Raw genomic sequence first — 13543 nt, forward strand, 5'->3', positions numbered from 1 at the left:
CTACATCCCGCTGTTGATGTGCAGGATGTTCCCGTCGGGATCCTTGAACCATGCCGCGGCGAACCCGTCGGTCCGATAGGCATCGCCGTCGAACTTCATTCCGTCCATCGTGCCATAATCCTCGAAGGCGACGCCTCTCGACTTGAGTTCGGCAACGATCGCATCGAACGCTTCGCCGCAATCCCACACGACCGCGTTGGCGCAATTGGTGCCAGCCTCGTCGCTGCGGTACACGTTGAGGAACGTCGTACCCGTCCGCAACGTCAATACGCCTTCGGTGTCGGCCACGATGGCGAGCCCGAGCGTATCGCGGTAGAAGGTCCGGGCACGATCAACGTCCTTGACCGCGACGATCGCGCTGGAATTGCGGTCCGTGAGCATCGGTTTTCTCCCTTGTGCCTCGGACGTAACGCACCGAGCACCAAAGCGTGCCGACCGGTCAGCCGCGAGCCGGCGCTTCTTCGCCTCCGGAATGCCCGACGTCCTGGACCGGCTGGACGCTCGCATAGGGCATCACCAGCGTACCATCCGGCGCGGCGGTGAAGGTCGTCTGGGTCGGATAGGCGATCTCGATGCCGTCGTCGTTGAAGCGCTGGAGGATGGCGATGCCGATCGCCGTGCGGACGTCGTAGAAGGTCGCATAGTCGGGACCCGCGGTGTCGAACTCGATCTCGAAATCCAGGCTCGACGCGCCGAAATTGACGAAGCCGGCGCGGATGAAGATGCCCTGGTTGGCCTCGACGATGTCCTTGAGAATGCCGGGGATCGCGGCGCAGGTGGCCGGCGGCGTCTGATAGATGACGCCGATCGTCCATTTGTGGCGGCGATGGTCGCGCCGCGTGTTGTTGAGGATCTCCTTTTCGAGCAAATTCTTGTTCGAGATGATCCGCTCCTCGCCGGTAAAGGCGCGGATCCGCGTCGATTTGAGGCCGATCGCCTCGATGCTGCCAAAGGTCTGGTCGTAGTTGATGCTGTCGCCGCGGCGAAACGGCTTGTCGAAGATGATGGAGAGCGCTGCGAACAGGTCGGCGAAGATGCCCTGTGCGGCGAGGCCGATGGCGATGCCGCCGACGCCCAGCCCGGCGACCAACCCGGTGACGTTGACCCCAAGATTGTCGAGCACCACGATCAACGCGATCGCGAACAGCGCGAACGTCACCAGCAGGCGGATGATTCCCATCGCACTGCCAAGCGCCTCGCCATGATGGTCGCCCTGCGTGCGCGCCTCGACCATCCCCAGGATGATCTCGCGCGCCCAGATCGCGGCCTGGAACACCGCGGCGATGGTGAACAGGAAATTGACCGTGCTGGTCAGCAATTCCGGCGCATAGGCATAGCCCTCGACCAGCTTGATCGCGACCATGATGATGAAGAAATTGCCGGTCTTCGCCGCCGCGCGTCGCAGGATCGCTGCCCATCCGGTCGAATCCGGCTTGGTTTCGTTGCGATGCGTCGCCCAGTTGCGCACCCAGTGGAGCGCGCCGACGATCAGCACCGCGATCACGGCGGCGATCGCCAGTTGCAGCCAGTTTGACTGGATCCAGGCCAGCGATGTGGCGACCAGTTCGCCCACCTGTTCCTGAAAGCGATCGGGGGACCAGGCCGGGGCGGTCGGCGGGGCGGCGGCGTTGGCCGCGGCGGCATTGCTCATGAAATTCTCGTCAGGCTGCTTTGGCAGGATGGGGCTCGGGCCGCGCGGCATCGCGTTCGAGAAAGGCGATCAGCCCGCGTTCGGCACGGGTCAGATACCGCGCCGTACGCGGCAGCTTCAACCCCTGTACGAACGCGGCCTGCGCCGCCTTGTCCTTGGCCAGGTCCACCAGCTGTGGATGGACATAGGATTTGCGCGCGATCGCCGGCGTATTGCCCAGCGCCTGCGTGACCGGCTCGAGCATCGCCTTGAGCCCGATCGGCGCCTGGGCCGTAACCAGCGTCTCGAACGCGATCGCACTCGCGCCCCAGGTGCGGAAATGCTTGGCGGTGAAATCATCGCCCATCGCCGCATGGATATAGTCGTTGACGTCGCTCGACGTCACCGCATGCGCCTCTCCGGCATCGTCGAGCCAGCGGAACAGATGCTGCCCCGGCAGGTCCTGGCATTTGCGCACGAACCCGATCAAAGACCGGTCGGTGATCGTCAGCACGCGCAGTTTGCCCGACTTGGCGGTATACTGCAATTTGAGCGTCGATCCGCCCAGCTTGGCGTGGCGCTTGCGCAGCGTCGTCGCGCCGAAGCTCTTGTTCGCCTTGGCATAGCCCTCATTGCCGATGCGAACATGGCCGAGGTCTAGCAGCCGCACGACGGCAGCGACCGCGCGTTCCTTGCTCAGCGATCGCTTGCGCAGGTCGCGCTCGACCGCCTTGCGCAGCGCGGGGAGGCGATTGCCGAACGCCGCGCACAGATCGTATTTCGCCGCTTCCTGCGCCTCGCGGAACTGCGGGTGATAGCGATATTGTCGTCGTCCCTTGTCGTCATAGCCGATCGCCTGGATGTGGCCGCCGCCGGTCGGGCAGAACCACGCCTCGGTATAGGCGGGCGGCAGGCCGATCGCATTGAGCCGGTCGATCTCGTCGCGGTCGGTGATGCGCTCCCCCCTGGCGTTCCAATACCCCCAGCCGCCGCGTACCTTGCGCCGCGTGATGCCGGGTCCGGTGCATTCGACGAAATGGATCTTGGCGGCCAACGTGGTTTTCCTTCGGTGTGGCTCAAGGAATGTCCGCAAGCCGCTTTCGTTCCGGAACCGCCGCCCCGGCGCGATGGTTACCGCGCTATTGCTTCCCCAGTATCAAGGAGTTTCCCCATGGCCGATCTGTCCTCGACGCGCGTGCTCATCCTCGCCACCGACGGGTTCGAGAATGACGAGCTGTTCAAACCGCGCCAGGCGCTGCTCGACGCCGGGGTGCAGGTGACGCTGGCCTCGATCAGGACCGATCCGATCCAGGGGGTGAAGAACGATAGCGAGCCTGCCGACACGATCACCCCGGACATGACGATCGACGATGTCGATACCGAGGATTTCGACGGCCTGCTGCTCCCCGGCGGCGTCGGCAATCCCGACAAGATGCGGATGCAGGAACGCGCGGTCGACATCGTCGAGGAGTTCATGGACGACAGCAAGGTGGTCGCGGCGATCTGCCACGCGCCGTGGCTGCTGGTCGAGGCCGACGTCGTCGACGGTCGCCGCGTCACCAGCTGGCCATCGGTGCGCACCGACCTGACCAACGCCGGTGCCGACGTGGTCGATGAAGAGGTCGTCGTCGACGGCAACCTCATCACCAGCCGCAAGCCCGACGACATCCCGGCATTCAACAAGGCGATGATCACAGCGCTCACCGAAGCGATGGCCGAAACGGCGGACTAACCCTTTCGTCATTCTGGCAAACGCCGAAATGGCAGTAACCGCTCGCTAGGGTTTCCCCACTAAGCACAAGGGCGCGGAGCCACGGTCTCCGCGCCCTTTCGTTTGCCCGGAGCTGTTCATGCGCCTCGCCATTCCTGCCATTGCGCTCGCCATCGTCGCCGTTCCCGCCCAGACACAAGGCACTGCGGCCCCCTTCACGGTGGTCGAGCAGGGGCGCGGCTATTCCAGCCTCGCCGATGCTGTGAACGCGATCGGCGGCGGTAGCGGCACGATCCGCATTGCCCCCGGCACCTATCGCGACTGCGCGGTGCAGACCGAGGGCCGCGTCAGTTTCGTCGCCGCCCAGCCCGGCACCGCGATCTTCGACGGCGGCGTGTGCGAGGGCAAGGCGGTGCTGGTGCTGCGCGGGCAGGGATCGAAGGTCGATGGCCTGATCTTCAGCAACATCCGCGTGCCCGACGGCAACGGCGCGGGCATCCGCATGGAACAGGGCAATCTGGTGGTCAGCAACGCGATGTTCCTCGACAGCCAGTCGGGTATCCTCGCCGGAGCCGATCCGGCAAGTTCGATCGAGATCGACCATTCGTCCTTCGCCGGGCTGGGCAAGGATCCGACCGGCAACGGCGCGCACGCCGTCTATATCGGCCGCTACGGATCGGTCCGCGTCACCGCCTCACGCTTCGAACGCGGCACCGGCGGGCATTATCTCAAAAGCCGCGCCGCCAGGACGATCGTCACCGGATCGAGCTTCGACGACAGCAAGGGGCAGGACACCAATTACCTGATCGACATGCCCAACGGCTCGACCGGGCGCATCGCCGACAACACCTTCGTCCAGGGGCCGAACAAGATCAACTATTCGACGCTGATCACGGTCGCGCCCGAAGGCGTCGAGCACAGCAGCGCCGGCATGGTCATCGAAGGCAACACCGCCACGCTAGCGCCGGGCTTCGAATATCGCACGACGTTCGTGGGTAACTGGTCGGACGACAAGGTGACGGTGCGCGACAACGCGCTGGCGGAGCGGATTACGGTGTATGAGGACCGGTGAAGGCCGAAATGCAAAGCGAGCGGCAATAGTGACAGGTGACTGACAGCAAAGGTGCTTTATTCACCCTGCTTCGGGTACCAAGCTATCGACATTGCGGACTGCTGCTATCCAGCCATACACGGCGCCAGCAATGTAGACGCGGAATTGAGCCGGATCGACGATCACCCTTTTGGCGTTATTGACGCACGGCTTGCCACGATTGATAATTTGGCCGCGGAGTTGGCTTTCCTCATCCGAGCCGGGGTCTGACAGAACGAGGCGAGAGGCACGTTCCGGCTCCAACAGGACGAAACATCCTGCGACACGCGCGAACTTGCGGTCGGTGGCTTTACGATTCTGGCCAAGGCGTCTCTCTCGGGCAAGGAAACGCCGCCGAACTTCGGGATCAAGCACATCCTTGTGCGTCAGCACGACGTCGGGCGCATAATTCGCCAACACTGCTTCGATCAGCGCGCCGCGGTCATATGTCGAGCGGCAAGTACTGCCCGAATTCTGGACCAGCATGGGATTACAATCTCCGTAGTACGGAGATTCCCGAAGGGGCGGGTGCGGCAACGCCGAATAACATCCTTGATGAGTCCGAATAATCCGGTCGAGCCCCCACCAGCTTGTAGGACTGTTGGGCGGGTCGTCGATAGCCAATCGAAGTAGCCTGTTGCTCGGCAACTTGGTACAGCGGACGAATCTGTATGCCTCCGCCGCAAGCCTTCTACTTACAGGACTGACGACGGCCGGAGCCCTGAGCCTGAAATCGGGATCGAGAGGGCGCTCGCCAGTGACAATTATTTCTTCTTCTTCTGCGGCTATCGACGAGTCGTCTTCCCGGCCCCGATTTTTCGTCCGACCGGCGCGCGTCTCTTGCGATTGCCCGACCGTCGGCGATGTGGGACCATCGAACGAATGCGATGCATTCCAAGGCCAGCCCAACGCTATTGCAGCTACAATAGTCCAAAGGCGATTACCCAACATATCTAAAATGATGGCAGCATTCGGCGGTCGTCACAACCCGCTTGATAAGCGTGCGTTTGCGCGCCGACTGCTCAAGGACGCACATCTGCCCGCTCGGTAACCAGCTTAGACAAATGGTTGCGTGCCTCCCCCACCATCCCTCACCCGCAACTTCTTCGCCAGATATTCCAGACACGCCACCCGCCGCCACAGCCCGCTGTCCCCGATCGCCTCGACCCGGAAGAACCGCCGCATCGCCGGGAACTCCAGGTCGATCACCCGGCCCATAAATTCGGGCTCCAGCAATCCCCCATGCTCGTCCCCCATCGGGCGCAGGCGGCGCTGGATCGCGTAGCTTTGCTGGCGCAGCCACACCGGGCGGATGCGGGTCGACCATTCCTTGAAGCGGTGAGCACGCGATGGGGCTTGCGCGAAGTGGTGCCCGTAATCCGAAGGCTGCCGCGCCAGCGCGGGCTCGATCGCGGTCAGTAGCGCCGCCTCGAACTTGCCCGCCCGTTTGAGCGCCATCGGCAGCGTCATCGCGTCCGCCACCACGCGGTGGTCGAGGAACGGCATCAGATACGCGCCGTGGCGCGCCTCCAGGCTGATCTCGCGCCCGAACAGCGCGCGGGCGCGGACGCGCGGATAGACCGTCTCGATCTCGGCGCGGGTGGCTTTGGCATCGGCGGACGGCAACCCGATCGCGCGCGCGATCTTGGCCCCCACCGCGGCGATGAAGCCTTCGCCGTCGAACAATTCGGTCGCGTCGCTCGCCACGAATCGCCCGAAGAACGTCCGCGCGATATCCGCCGGGGTGAACCTCCGGTCGGCGAGGTAGAAGAAGTCGCGATAGATCTCGCCCGCGCCGCCCGATACCGCCAGCCGCCCGCCCGCGTGTCGCCGGTCGCGCGCGCCGGCATAGCCGCCCTCGTCGAAGATGTTGCCATAGGTCGGCAGGCCATCGAATTCGTGGAAATTGCGTTCGACCTGCGCCGCGAATTCATCGGGGGTCGGCCGCGGCCGCCCCTTGGTGATCCATTCGACGTCGAACCCCAGCCGCTCACCGATGCCCTTAGCGAGCACCACGTCGCTGCCCTCGACGGGGCCATAGACATAGACGTGCGGCTGCACCCCCTCCGCCCGCAGCGCCGCCAGTACCAGCCGCGAATCGATCCCGCCCGACAGCGGACAGTTGATCGCATCGCCGAAGCTGCGTGTGTGCGGGCTGAGGATATCGCGCAGCAGCCCCTTTTGCCGCTCGATCCGATCGGCGACCGGTGCGTCCAGGAAGTCGCGCGGCAGCGGCTTGTCGATCGCATGGTCGATCGTGCCGGTGTCGGTCAGCTCGACGATCCTGTCCGGCCCAAGCGTCTTGAGCTGAGCGAACACCGTATCCTCGCCGACCGGCATCACGTTGAACGCGAATTCGTACACTCCCTGCGCATCGAACGAGACGCGCGGCAGGCACTTGGCGGCGGCGAGCAGCGAGGTCGAGAAGATGCGCCGCTCGGCATCATGGTAGAGCTCGAACGCGCCGAACCAGTCGGTGAACACGAACGCGCGGCCCTCGCGCACCACCAGCGCGACGAACTGCCCGCCGATCCGGTCCCATGCCAGATGCGGCAGGCTCGCCTCGCGCAGCAACGCCTGCAGCGCAGGCAACCCCATCCGCCCGTCGACGGTGATCGTTCCCGCGACCGCGACGAAATCCGCGCCCTCGGCCAGCACCAGTTCCGGCCCGCCGCAGATATAGGGGGCGGTGAGCACGCGCCAGCGTCCGACGCGGTGCTCGGTCATCGCGGTAAAGCCGTGCAGCGCATACTGCGCGCGCGCGGTCGCGACGGCCCGATCGGCGAAGTCGGGATCGGCGTCGTGGACGAGGAACAATGAGGCCATGCGTTACCTTGCCCTCATGCCGGATGCGCGGCAGCAGGCTTGCGCGCCCGCCCGATCGGCACGAACCCCGCCGCCTTGCGCCGCCGTGTCACATAGGTGTCGAACCCGATCTGCACGCCGACCAGCATGTACGGAAACGGATTGAGCGCGATCCCGACGAACAGCGCGCCGATCAGGATTATGAGGTGCGTGTGCTGCAGCGCGCTCGCCAGCGGCGCGATCCATGCCTCGTCGGGCGGCGCGTTCGCATAGCGCCGGCGGATCAGCTCCATGCGGAATACGCCCCCGAAATGGATCATCAGCCACAGCGCGAGGCCGATCCAGCCCTGCTCGCCCAGCATCTCGAAATAGGCGCTGTGATAGGCGCGCCCGGCATCGACCTCGGGCGAGAAGGTGACAGTCTGGTTTGCGCCTTCGCCGGTCACCTCGACCTTGTTATATGCGATCTTGTTGGCGCGATAGGCGTCGAAGCCGCCGCCCAGCGGATGCTCCTGCACATAATCGAGCGTCCATTTCCACACCGCCAGCCGGGTCGAGGCGCTGGCATCGGCCTGGTACGACTTGATCGTCGACATGCGGTCGGTGAAGGTCGATGGCAGGAACGGCAGCGCTACCAGCCCGACCGCCGCGATCCCGATAAGGTACGGCAGGCGCCGCTTGACGTCGCGCAGCATGAGGACGCCGAGCACGGCAACGCAGACCAGGCCGGTGCGCGCCGACGTCCCGATCGGCATCAGCAGGCAGGCGAAGATCAGGCAGTATCCGAACGTCTTCACCCGCCAGTCGGGCGGAAACACGGTGCCGTGCCGCATCAGCCACAGGATGATCGGGATCACCCCGACCGACACTGCCGAGATGATCGAGCTTTCGAACAATCCCGAATTATTGTCGACGATCAGGTTCAGTTCGCCATAGCCCGCGCCGCCCGAGAACACCGTCTTGAGCCCGCCGACGATCACGATCGTGCCTAGCGACAGGATAATGAACAGCAATATCGCCTCGAAGCGCAATTTGGTGCGCAGCGTCAGCGGCAGGAAGATCGCGAAAGCCAGCGATTTCCACGCCCATCCCCATTTCTCCGCCGCCTCGATCGGGAAATCGGCGCGCCCGGTGGTGAACGCACACCAGCCGAGCAGCGCCAGCAGCAGCAATTGCCGCCACGCCAGCCGCACGTCGCGTTTGTCGTCGACCGCCGCCCAGCTGAGCACCGCCGCCGCCACCGCGATCAGCGAGATCGGCACGGAGTTGAGCAGGTAATAGCTCATCCGCTGCGGGCTGACGATGTCGATATAAGCATAGACCAGGATCAGCAGGAACGGCCGCTTGAAGGCGGCGGCGAACATCGCGATCAGGAATGCGACGAAGAACAGGTCACGCATCGCTGCGCGGCTCCGCCTTCGCCTTGCGCCAGCTGCGCTTCTCCGCGCTCGGCGATGCGGCATCGTCGTCGAGATCGCCGCGCGCCAGCAGCCGCCAGGCGGCGATCAGCATCAGCCCGTGCGTCAGCAATATCGAGAAATTGTCGATCATGTCGCGCGCGTGCGTCCCCGAATGAAGCGAAGCCTATCGCACGGCGCGGTTGATGGGGCGTTAAGCCTCGCGCGCATCGCGGCGTCTTTGCGATTGCCTTGCGCGCCCGCTTGCGCGACGCAGGGCCGGGATGCGGCACGGCGGAACATGGATGCGGCGATGACGCAGGGCAGGGTGCGGTTCGATCGCTTCACGCTCGATCCGGACGAGCGGCGCTTGCTGCGCGACGGCGAACCGGTCGAGCTGAATGCGCGCTATCTCGATGCGCTGGCGCTGCTGGCGCGGCATCCGGGCCAGCTCGTGACCAAGGACCGCTTCCTCGAACAGGTGTGGCACGGCGTGCCCGTCACCGACGAAGCGCTGACGCAGTGCATCCGCGCGCTGCGCCGCGTGCTCGGCGACGACGCCGCCCGCCCGCGCTTCATCGAAACCGTGCCCAAGCATGGCTATCGCTTCATCGTCCCGGTCGAGCCGGACGAGCACGCACAAGCGGCGTCGGGCACGAGCGGGCAGGAGTTTGCGCTGCTCGGCGCGGCGGGAGCGCTTGGCGCCGGCGCTGCCGGAATTCTCGGGGGGTTGTTCTACGGCTTCGCCAGCACTGCCCAGCCGCTGCAGCCCGGCACCGGCGCGCTATCGATGTTGGCCGTGTTACTCGCGATCACGGTCGTGCTGGCGCTGGTCGGCGGGGCAGGGGTCGCGTTCGGGATCGCCGCGGCCAGCGCGTGGCGGCCGGGCCAGCGCTGGCTGCGCATCGTCGGCGGCGCGCTGGGCGGCTTGGTCGTCGGCGCGGGCGTCAAGCTGGTCGGGACCGACGCGTTCGACCTGCTGCTCGGCCAGTCGCCCGGAGACATCACCGGCGCGGGCGAAGGCGTGGTGCTCGGCGCTGCGGTCGGCATGGGCAGCTGGCTGGCTGCGACCCATCGCCGCTCGCTGGCGCACGCCGTGGCATCCGCCGCAGCGATCGGCGCGCTTGCCGGCCTGTCGCTCGCGCTGCTCGGCGGACGCCTGATGGGCGGCAGCCTCGCGCTGCTGGCGAGCCGCTTCCCCGCGTCGCGCCTGCGCCTCGACGCGATCGGCGCGGTGTTCGGCGAAACCGGCTTCGGCCCGATCAGCCATGCCGTCACCGCCGCGCTCGAAGGCGGCTTGTTCAGCGCTTGCATCGTCGCGGCGATGCTGGCGGCCGAACGCTGGAAGACCACCACTTCGACATCATGATCCGCAACGGGCGAAAGAGGTCACCCCAGCCCTTACCATTGACCCCGCCTTAACCACCGCCATGCCAAATCGCCGGGGATGCGGATCCTGCACATCCTCGACCACAGCCTGCCGCTGCACTCCGGCTATACGTTTCGCACCCGCGCGATTTTGAAGGCGCAGGTCGCGCGCGGCTGGGACATCGCCGGCGTCACCGGTCCGCGCCATCCCGGCAACGCCGACCTGAGCCGCGAGACGATCGACGGTCTCGACTTCTTTCGCACCGTCCCCCCGCGCAAGGGTCCGCCGGTAATCGGCGAACTGCTTGAGATTGCCGCCTTCGCCCACCGCATCGCCGAGGTTGCGCGCGACTTCCGCCCCGATATCCTCCACGCGCATTCGCCGGTTCTGAACGCGCTGGCAGCACTACGCGCGCGTGCCGTCACCGGCGTGCCGCTGCTTTACGAAATCCGTGCCTTCTGGGAAGATGCCGCGGTCGGCAACGGCACCGGCCGCGAAGGCTCGGCCCGCTATCGCCTCACCCGCATGGCCGAAACGCACGCTGTGCGCCGGGCCGATGCGGTCGCGGTGATCTGCCAGGGGCTAAAGGACGATCTGGTCGCGCGCGGCATCGCCCCCGACCATATCATGCTCTCGCCCAACGGCGTCGATCTGAACGTGTTCGGCGATCCGCTGCCGCCGGACCCGGCGCTCGTGCGCGATCACGGTCTGGAGGGCGCCGACACCATCGGCTTCATCGGCAGCTTCTACGACTATGAAGGCCTCGACGACCTCATCGCCGCGATGCCCGCGCTGGTCGCGCGCCGCCCTGCCGCAAAGCTCATCCTGGTCGGCGGCGGTCCGATGGAAGCCGCGCTGCGCGCGCAGGCTGCCGCCTCGCCGGTCGCCGAGCGCATCGCCTTCATCGGCCGCGTGCCGCACGATCAGGTCGATCGCTGGTACAGCGTCATCGACGTGCTCGCTTATCCGCGCAAGCATATGCGCCTGACCGATCTCGTCACGCCGTTGAAGCCGATCGAGGCGATGGCGCAGCGCCGCCTGGTCGCCGCCTCCGACGTCGGCGGTCACCGCGAGCTGATCCGCGATGGCGACACCGGCAGCCTGTTCGCCCCCGACGATCCGCCGGCGATCGCCGCGGCACTGGCCGCTCTGTTCGAAGACCGCTCGGGCTGGGAAGCGCGGCGCACCCGCGCGCGCCGTTTCGTCGAGGCAGAGCGTAACTGGTCGTCAAATATTTCGCGCTACGCTCCGGTCTATCAACGGCTGATCACTGCCACTGCATTGGAACCTTCATGGTCGCGTTCGCCTCCCGCCAAAGCATGAACCTCTCGGTGGCGCAGCTCGCCGCCGCCGTCGTCGCCGGGCTCGTCCTGCTGGCGATCGCGATCGCGCCGGCCGAAACGCTCGAGGCGCTGGTGATGGCCAGCGGGCTTCCCGCCGTGCTCCCTGCCGCGGCGGCGCCGCTCGGCCTCACCGCACGGGCGGCGCTGCTGTTCGTCGCGGCATGCGGGTTCGGCGCGCTGGGATGGGCGCTGGTCCAGCTCGGCTTCGGTGTCCGGCGCACGCCCGATCTTGACACAGACGATGTCGCGGAGCTTCCCTCGATCCGCCGCGCCGATGCCCATCCCGATGCCCCCGCGCGGGCTCCGGTGCGCGCGGCGCGCGATCTCGGCGATCCGTTCGCTGCGGATCTCGCGGCATTCGCTGCCGAGCCGGGCGACGACGAAATCGCCCTTCCCGCCGATCTCGATACTCCGCTCGCCGCGTTCGATCCCGGCGCGGTCCGCCCGATCCCGCTGACGGCCGATCGTCCGGCGCGGCTCGATGCCGGCGAGCGCATCGAGACGTTCGAGCTCACTCCGGCGCGGCGTCCGGCGCCGGTTCTCGCCGCGCCGCCGGTCGATATCGAGCCCGCGGCCGAGGCCCCGATCGCCGGACCGGAGACCGAAGCCACCATCCACGCGCTGCTCGCCCGGCTCGAACGCGGCGTCGAACGCCGCCGCCGCAGCCCCGCGCCGCCGCAGATCCACGCCGCGCTCGATTCGCTGCGCCACGCGGTCGGCGCCTGATCCGCTCATCGGTCCGCGACGCTCAGCAATTCCAGCTCCGCCTCGACCCGGACGCCGTCATCGTGCCGCGTTACTACCACAGCGTCGGCGATCAGATGCCCCGCCACCGGGAGATCGAGGTCGGGCAGCGCATCCAGCCAGCGCGCGATTCGCTCGCCTGACGCGGTCTCGACCCGCAGCGTGTGCCGCGCGCCGCTGAACGTCACGCTGGCCCAAGGTTCGGCGTCGGCGGTGATGACGTCCAGCACGATCCCCGCCTGTGCCGCCGCGCGGACCAGCGCGCGCTCGACCAGCCGCCCGGCATCGGGCTCGCGCATCATCGTTGCTCGGCCAGGAACGATTCGATTCGCCGGACCGTGCGCGGGCGCGGCTCGCGGCCACGCCGCAGATCGTGGACGAAGCGCGGATCGGCCATCGCCCGCCGCCCGAACGCGCTCGCCGACATATCCTGTTCCCGAAGGTAGCGTTCCACCTTCCACCGCAAATCCATCCACACCGCCTCCTGTCGCGACTCGTTATGTTCCTCTTCTGTTCCTTGAAATCCTACTTGTCTAGGATTTTTCCTGCGGCTAGGGATTGCGTGTGGACAGTCTCGAACAACGCTGCATTCTCGCCGATTTGGTGCGCGAACGCGGGCTTAGCCTAGCGGCGCTGTCGCGCGACCTGCTTCGCCGCAACGCCGCGTATCTCCAGCAATATGTCACCCGCGGATCGCCGCGGCTGCTGGCGGAGGCGGACCGGGCGTTGCTCGCCGACTATCTCGGCATCGACGAAACCGTGCTCGGTGGTCGGCCGCGCGGCGCAGTCACGCATGTGCCATTGCTCGCGATCGGCGCGTCGGCGGGGCGGGGCAGGCTGGTCGATGCCGCCGCGCGCCGCGTCGCGCAGCCGCTGCCCAGCGCCTTGCTCGAACAGCTCGGCGTTGCCCCCGCCGCCGCCTCGATGATCGTGGTCGAAGGCGATTCGATGGCGCCGACGCTGGCCGACGGCGACACCATCCTGGTCGATTCCGCCGATCGCCGCGTTACCGCCGCGCCGCGGCTCTACGTGCTGCGCATCGACGACGCGCTGATGGTCAAGCGGGTCGCGCTGGCTGACGGCGTCTGGCACGTCACCAGCGACAATCCCTGCGCACCCGATCCGGGTCGGTTCGATCCCGGCACGGTCGCATTGATCGGCCGCGTCCGCTGGCTCTCGCGCGAACCCGACTGAACGGCGCGGTCAGCCAGCCCGGCGCTGGTCGGCTGCCCAGATCAGCAGCGCGATCAGCGCCCCGATCGCAGTGCCGACCACGAACCCCGCCGATGGCTGGCCGAGCGCAACGCCGATGCCGGTGCCGACCAGCATCGCGATCGCGACGAATGCGCCGCCCGCTTTGGGGCCGGGGGATTTGGTGGCGGGACCGGTCATCGCGCCGCTCTGCCATGTCCCGATGCCGGACGCCAGTGTCCCGCATCGGGCCGGGCGATACG

At 66.7% G+C, this 13543-nt stretch carries 15 protein-coding genes; 6 read left to right on the forward strand and 9 right to left on the reverse strand.

Translation table 11 applies throughout. From position 1 onward, the window contains the following. From FHY50_RS13080 to FHY50_RS13090, 3 genes are read right to left on the reverse strand one after another with little or no spacing between them, the layout of a single operon-like run. The gene (locus tag FHY50_RS13080) at positions 1 to 381 is read right to left on the reverse strand and encodes a VOC family protein (protein WP_140231361.1); all 381 of its coding nucleotides are present in this window, start codon (positions 379 to 381) and stop codon (positions 1 to 3) included. 58 nt (positions 382 to 439) lie between these two features. Continuing rightward, positions 440 to 1651: a mechanosensitive ion channel family protein gene (locus FHY50_RS13085; RefSeq protein WP_140231362.1), complete on the reverse strand. Its 1212-nt coding sequence runs from the start codon at positions 1649 to 1651 to the stop codon at positions 440 to 442. Positions 1652 to 1661: 10 nt separating this feature from the next. After that, a complete protein-coding gene (locus tag FHY50_RS13090) occupies positions 1662 to 2684 on the reverse strand; it encodes a DNA topoisomerase IB (RefSeq protein WP_140231363.1) in 1023 nt (340 codons plus the stop codon). A gap of 117 nt (positions 2685 to 2801) precedes the next feature. Here FHY50_RS13090 and FHY50_RS13095 point away from each other — a divergent pair, with 117 nt between their 5' ends. Together FHY50_RS13095 and FHY50_RS13100 are read left to right on the forward strand one after the other, a co-directional pair. Continuing rightward, a complete protein-coding gene (locus tag FHY50_RS13095; RefSeq protein ID WP_140231364.1) occupies positions 2802 to 3362 on the forward strand; it encodes a type 1 glutamine amidotransferase domain-containing protein in 561 nt (186 codons plus the stop codon). A gap of 118 nt (positions 3363 to 3480) precedes the next feature. Further along, positions 3481 to 4413: a right-handed parallel beta-helix repeat-containing protein gene (locus FHY50_RS13100; RefSeq protein WP_140231365.1), complete on the forward strand. Its 933-nt coding sequence runs from the start codon at positions 3481 to 3483 to the stop codon at positions 4411 to 4413. A gap of 60 nt (positions 4414 to 4473) precedes the next feature. On the opposite strand, the gene FHY50_RS13105 is transcribed toward FHY50_RS13100, so the two are convergent. The 4 genes from FHY50_RS13105 to FHY50_RS14265 form a co-directional block, all read right to left on the reverse strand. Then, positions 4474 to 4917 carry a hypothetical protein gene (locus FHY50_RS13105; protein WP_140231366.1) on the reverse strand — a complete coding sequence of 148 codons (444 nt, stop codon included), beginning with the start codon at positions 4915 to 4917 and terminating at the stop codon, positions 4474 to 4476. 570 nt (positions 4918 to 5487) lie between these two features. After that, positions 5488 to 7257 carry an asparagine synthetase B family protein gene (locus FHY50_RS13110; protein ID WP_140231367.1) on the reverse strand — a complete coding sequence of 590 codons (1770 nt, stop codon included), beginning with the start codon at positions 7255 to 7257 and terminating at the stop codon, positions 5488 to 5490. 14 nt (positions 7258 to 7271) lie between these two features. Continuing rightward, entirely contained in the window at positions 7272 to 8636 is a 1365-nt protein-coding gene (locus FHY50_RS13115; protein ID WP_140231368.1) for a putative O-glycosylation ligase, exosortase A system-associated, read from the reverse strand. Beyond that, on the reverse strand, positions 8629 to 8787 hold the full coding sequence (locus FHY50_RS14265) for a hypothetical protein (RefSeq protein ID WP_166745447.1): 159 nt from the start codon (positions 8785 to 8787) through the stop codon (positions 8629 to 8631). Before FHY50_RS14265 ends, FHY50_RS13115 begins: the two co-directional genes overlap by 8 nt. A 159-nt stretch (positions 8788 to 8946) precedes the next feature. Here FHY50_RS14265 and FHY50_RS13120 point away from each other — a divergent pair, with 159 nt between their 5' ends. From FHY50_RS13120 to FHY50_RS13130, 3 genes are all read left to right on the forward strand, one after another. Further along, entirely contained in the window at positions 8947 to 10002 is a 1056-nt protein-coding gene (locus FHY50_RS13120; protein ID WP_166745448.1) for a winged helix-turn-helix domain-containing protein, read from the forward strand. Between the two features lie 78 nt (positions 10003 to 10080). Then, positions 10081 to 11325 (forward strand): TIGR04063 family PEP-CTERM/XrtA system glycosyltransferase, encoded by a 1245-nt coding sequence (locus FHY50_RS13125; protein ID WP_140231370.1) that lies wholly within the window; start codon positions 10081 to 10083, stop codon positions 11323 to 11325. Continuing rightward, entirely contained in the window at positions 11295 to 12071 is a 777-nt protein-coding gene (locus FHY50_RS13130; protein WP_140231371.1) for a hypothetical protein, read from the forward strand. Before FHY50_RS13125 ends, FHY50_RS13130 begins: the two co-directional genes overlap by 31 nt. A gap of 5 nt (positions 12072 to 12076) precedes the next feature. On the opposite strand, the gene FHY50_RS13135 is transcribed toward FHY50_RS13130, so the two are convergent. Beyond that, positions 12077 to 12391, reverse strand: a complete 315-nt coding sequence (locus FHY50_RS13135) for a hypothetical protein (protein ID WP_140231372.1) — start codon at positions 12389 to 12391, stop codon at positions 12077 to 12079. A gap of 262 nt (positions 12392 to 12653) precedes the next feature. Between FHY50_RS13135 and FHY50_RS13140 the strand changes: the two genes are divergently transcribed. Continuing rightward, a complete protein-coding gene (locus FHY50_RS13140) occupies positions 12654 to 13283 on the forward strand; it encodes a S24 family peptidase (RefSeq protein WP_140231373.1) in 630 nt (209 codons plus the stop codon). A gap of 9 nt (positions 13284 to 13292) precedes the next feature. Here FHY50_RS13140 and FHY50_RS13145 read toward each other — a convergent pair whose 3' ends face one another. After that, entirely contained in the window at positions 13293 to 13481 is a 189-nt protein-coding gene (locus FHY50_RS13145) for a hypothetical protein (protein WP_140231374.1), read from the reverse strand. Positions 13482 to 13543 lie beyond the last annotated feature (62 nt).

Source organism: Sphingomonas japonica (assembly GCF_006346325.1).
Classification (GTDB): domain Bacteria; phylum Pseudomonadota; class Alphaproteobacteria; order Sphingomonadales; family Sphingomonadaceae; genus Sphingomonas; species Sphingomonas japonica.

Bases quoted from the DNA above. Each gene is read 5' to 3' on its own strand.
- FHY50_RS13145 (WP_140231374.1), bottom strand. From the start codon at position 13,481: ATGACCGGTCCCGCCACCAAATCCCCCGGCCCCAAAGCGGGCGGCGCA.
- FHY50_RS13115 (WP_140231368.1), bottom strand. From the start codon at position 8,636: ATGCGTGACCTGTTCTTCGTCGCATTCCTGATCGCGATGTTCGCCGCC.
- FHY50_RS13110 (WP_140231367.1), bottom strand. From the start codon at position 7,257: ATGGCCTCATTGTTCCTCGTCCACGACGCCGATCCCGACTTCGCCGAT.
- FHY50_RS13080 (WP_140231361.1), bottom strand. From the start codon at position 381: ATGCTCACGGACCGCAATTCCAGCGCGATCGTCGCGGTCAAGGACGTT.
- FHY50_RS13125 (WP_140231370.1), top strand. From the start codon at position 10,081: ATGCGGATCCTGCACATCCTCGACCACAGCCTGCCGCTGCACTCCGGC.
- FHY50_RS13135 (WP_140231372.1), bottom strand. From the start codon at position 12,391: ATGATGCGCGAGCCCGATGCCGGGCGGCTGGTCGAGCGCGCGCTGGTC.
- FHY50_RS13120 (WP_166745448.1), top strand. From the start codon at position 8,947: ATGACGCAGGGCAGGGTGCGGTTCGATCGCTTCACGCTCGATCCGGAC.
- FHY50_RS13105 (WP_140231366.1), bottom strand. From the start codon at position 4,917: ATGCTGGTCCAGAATTCGGGCAGTACTTGCCGCTCGACATATGACCGC.
- FHY50_RS14265 (WP_166745447.1), bottom strand. From the start codon at position 8,787: ATGATCGACAATTTCTCGATATTGCTGACGCACGGGCTGATGCTGATC.
- FHY50_RS13085 (WP_140231362.1), bottom strand. From the start codon at position 1,651: ATGAGCAATGCCGCCGCGGCCAACGCCGCCGCCCCGCCGACCGCCCCG.
- FHY50_RS13130 (WP_140231371.1), top strand. From the start codon at position 11,295: ATGGTCGCGTTCGCCTCCCGCCAAAGCATGAACCTCTCGGTGGCGCAG.
- FHY50_RS13095 (WP_140231364.1), top strand. From the start codon at position 2,802: ATGGCCGATCTGTCCTCGACGCGCGTGCTCATCCTCGCCACCGACGGG.
- FHY50_RS13100 (WP_140231365.1), top strand. From the start codon at position 3,481: ATGCGCCTCGCCATTCCTGCCATTGCGCTCGCCATCGTCGCCGTTCCC.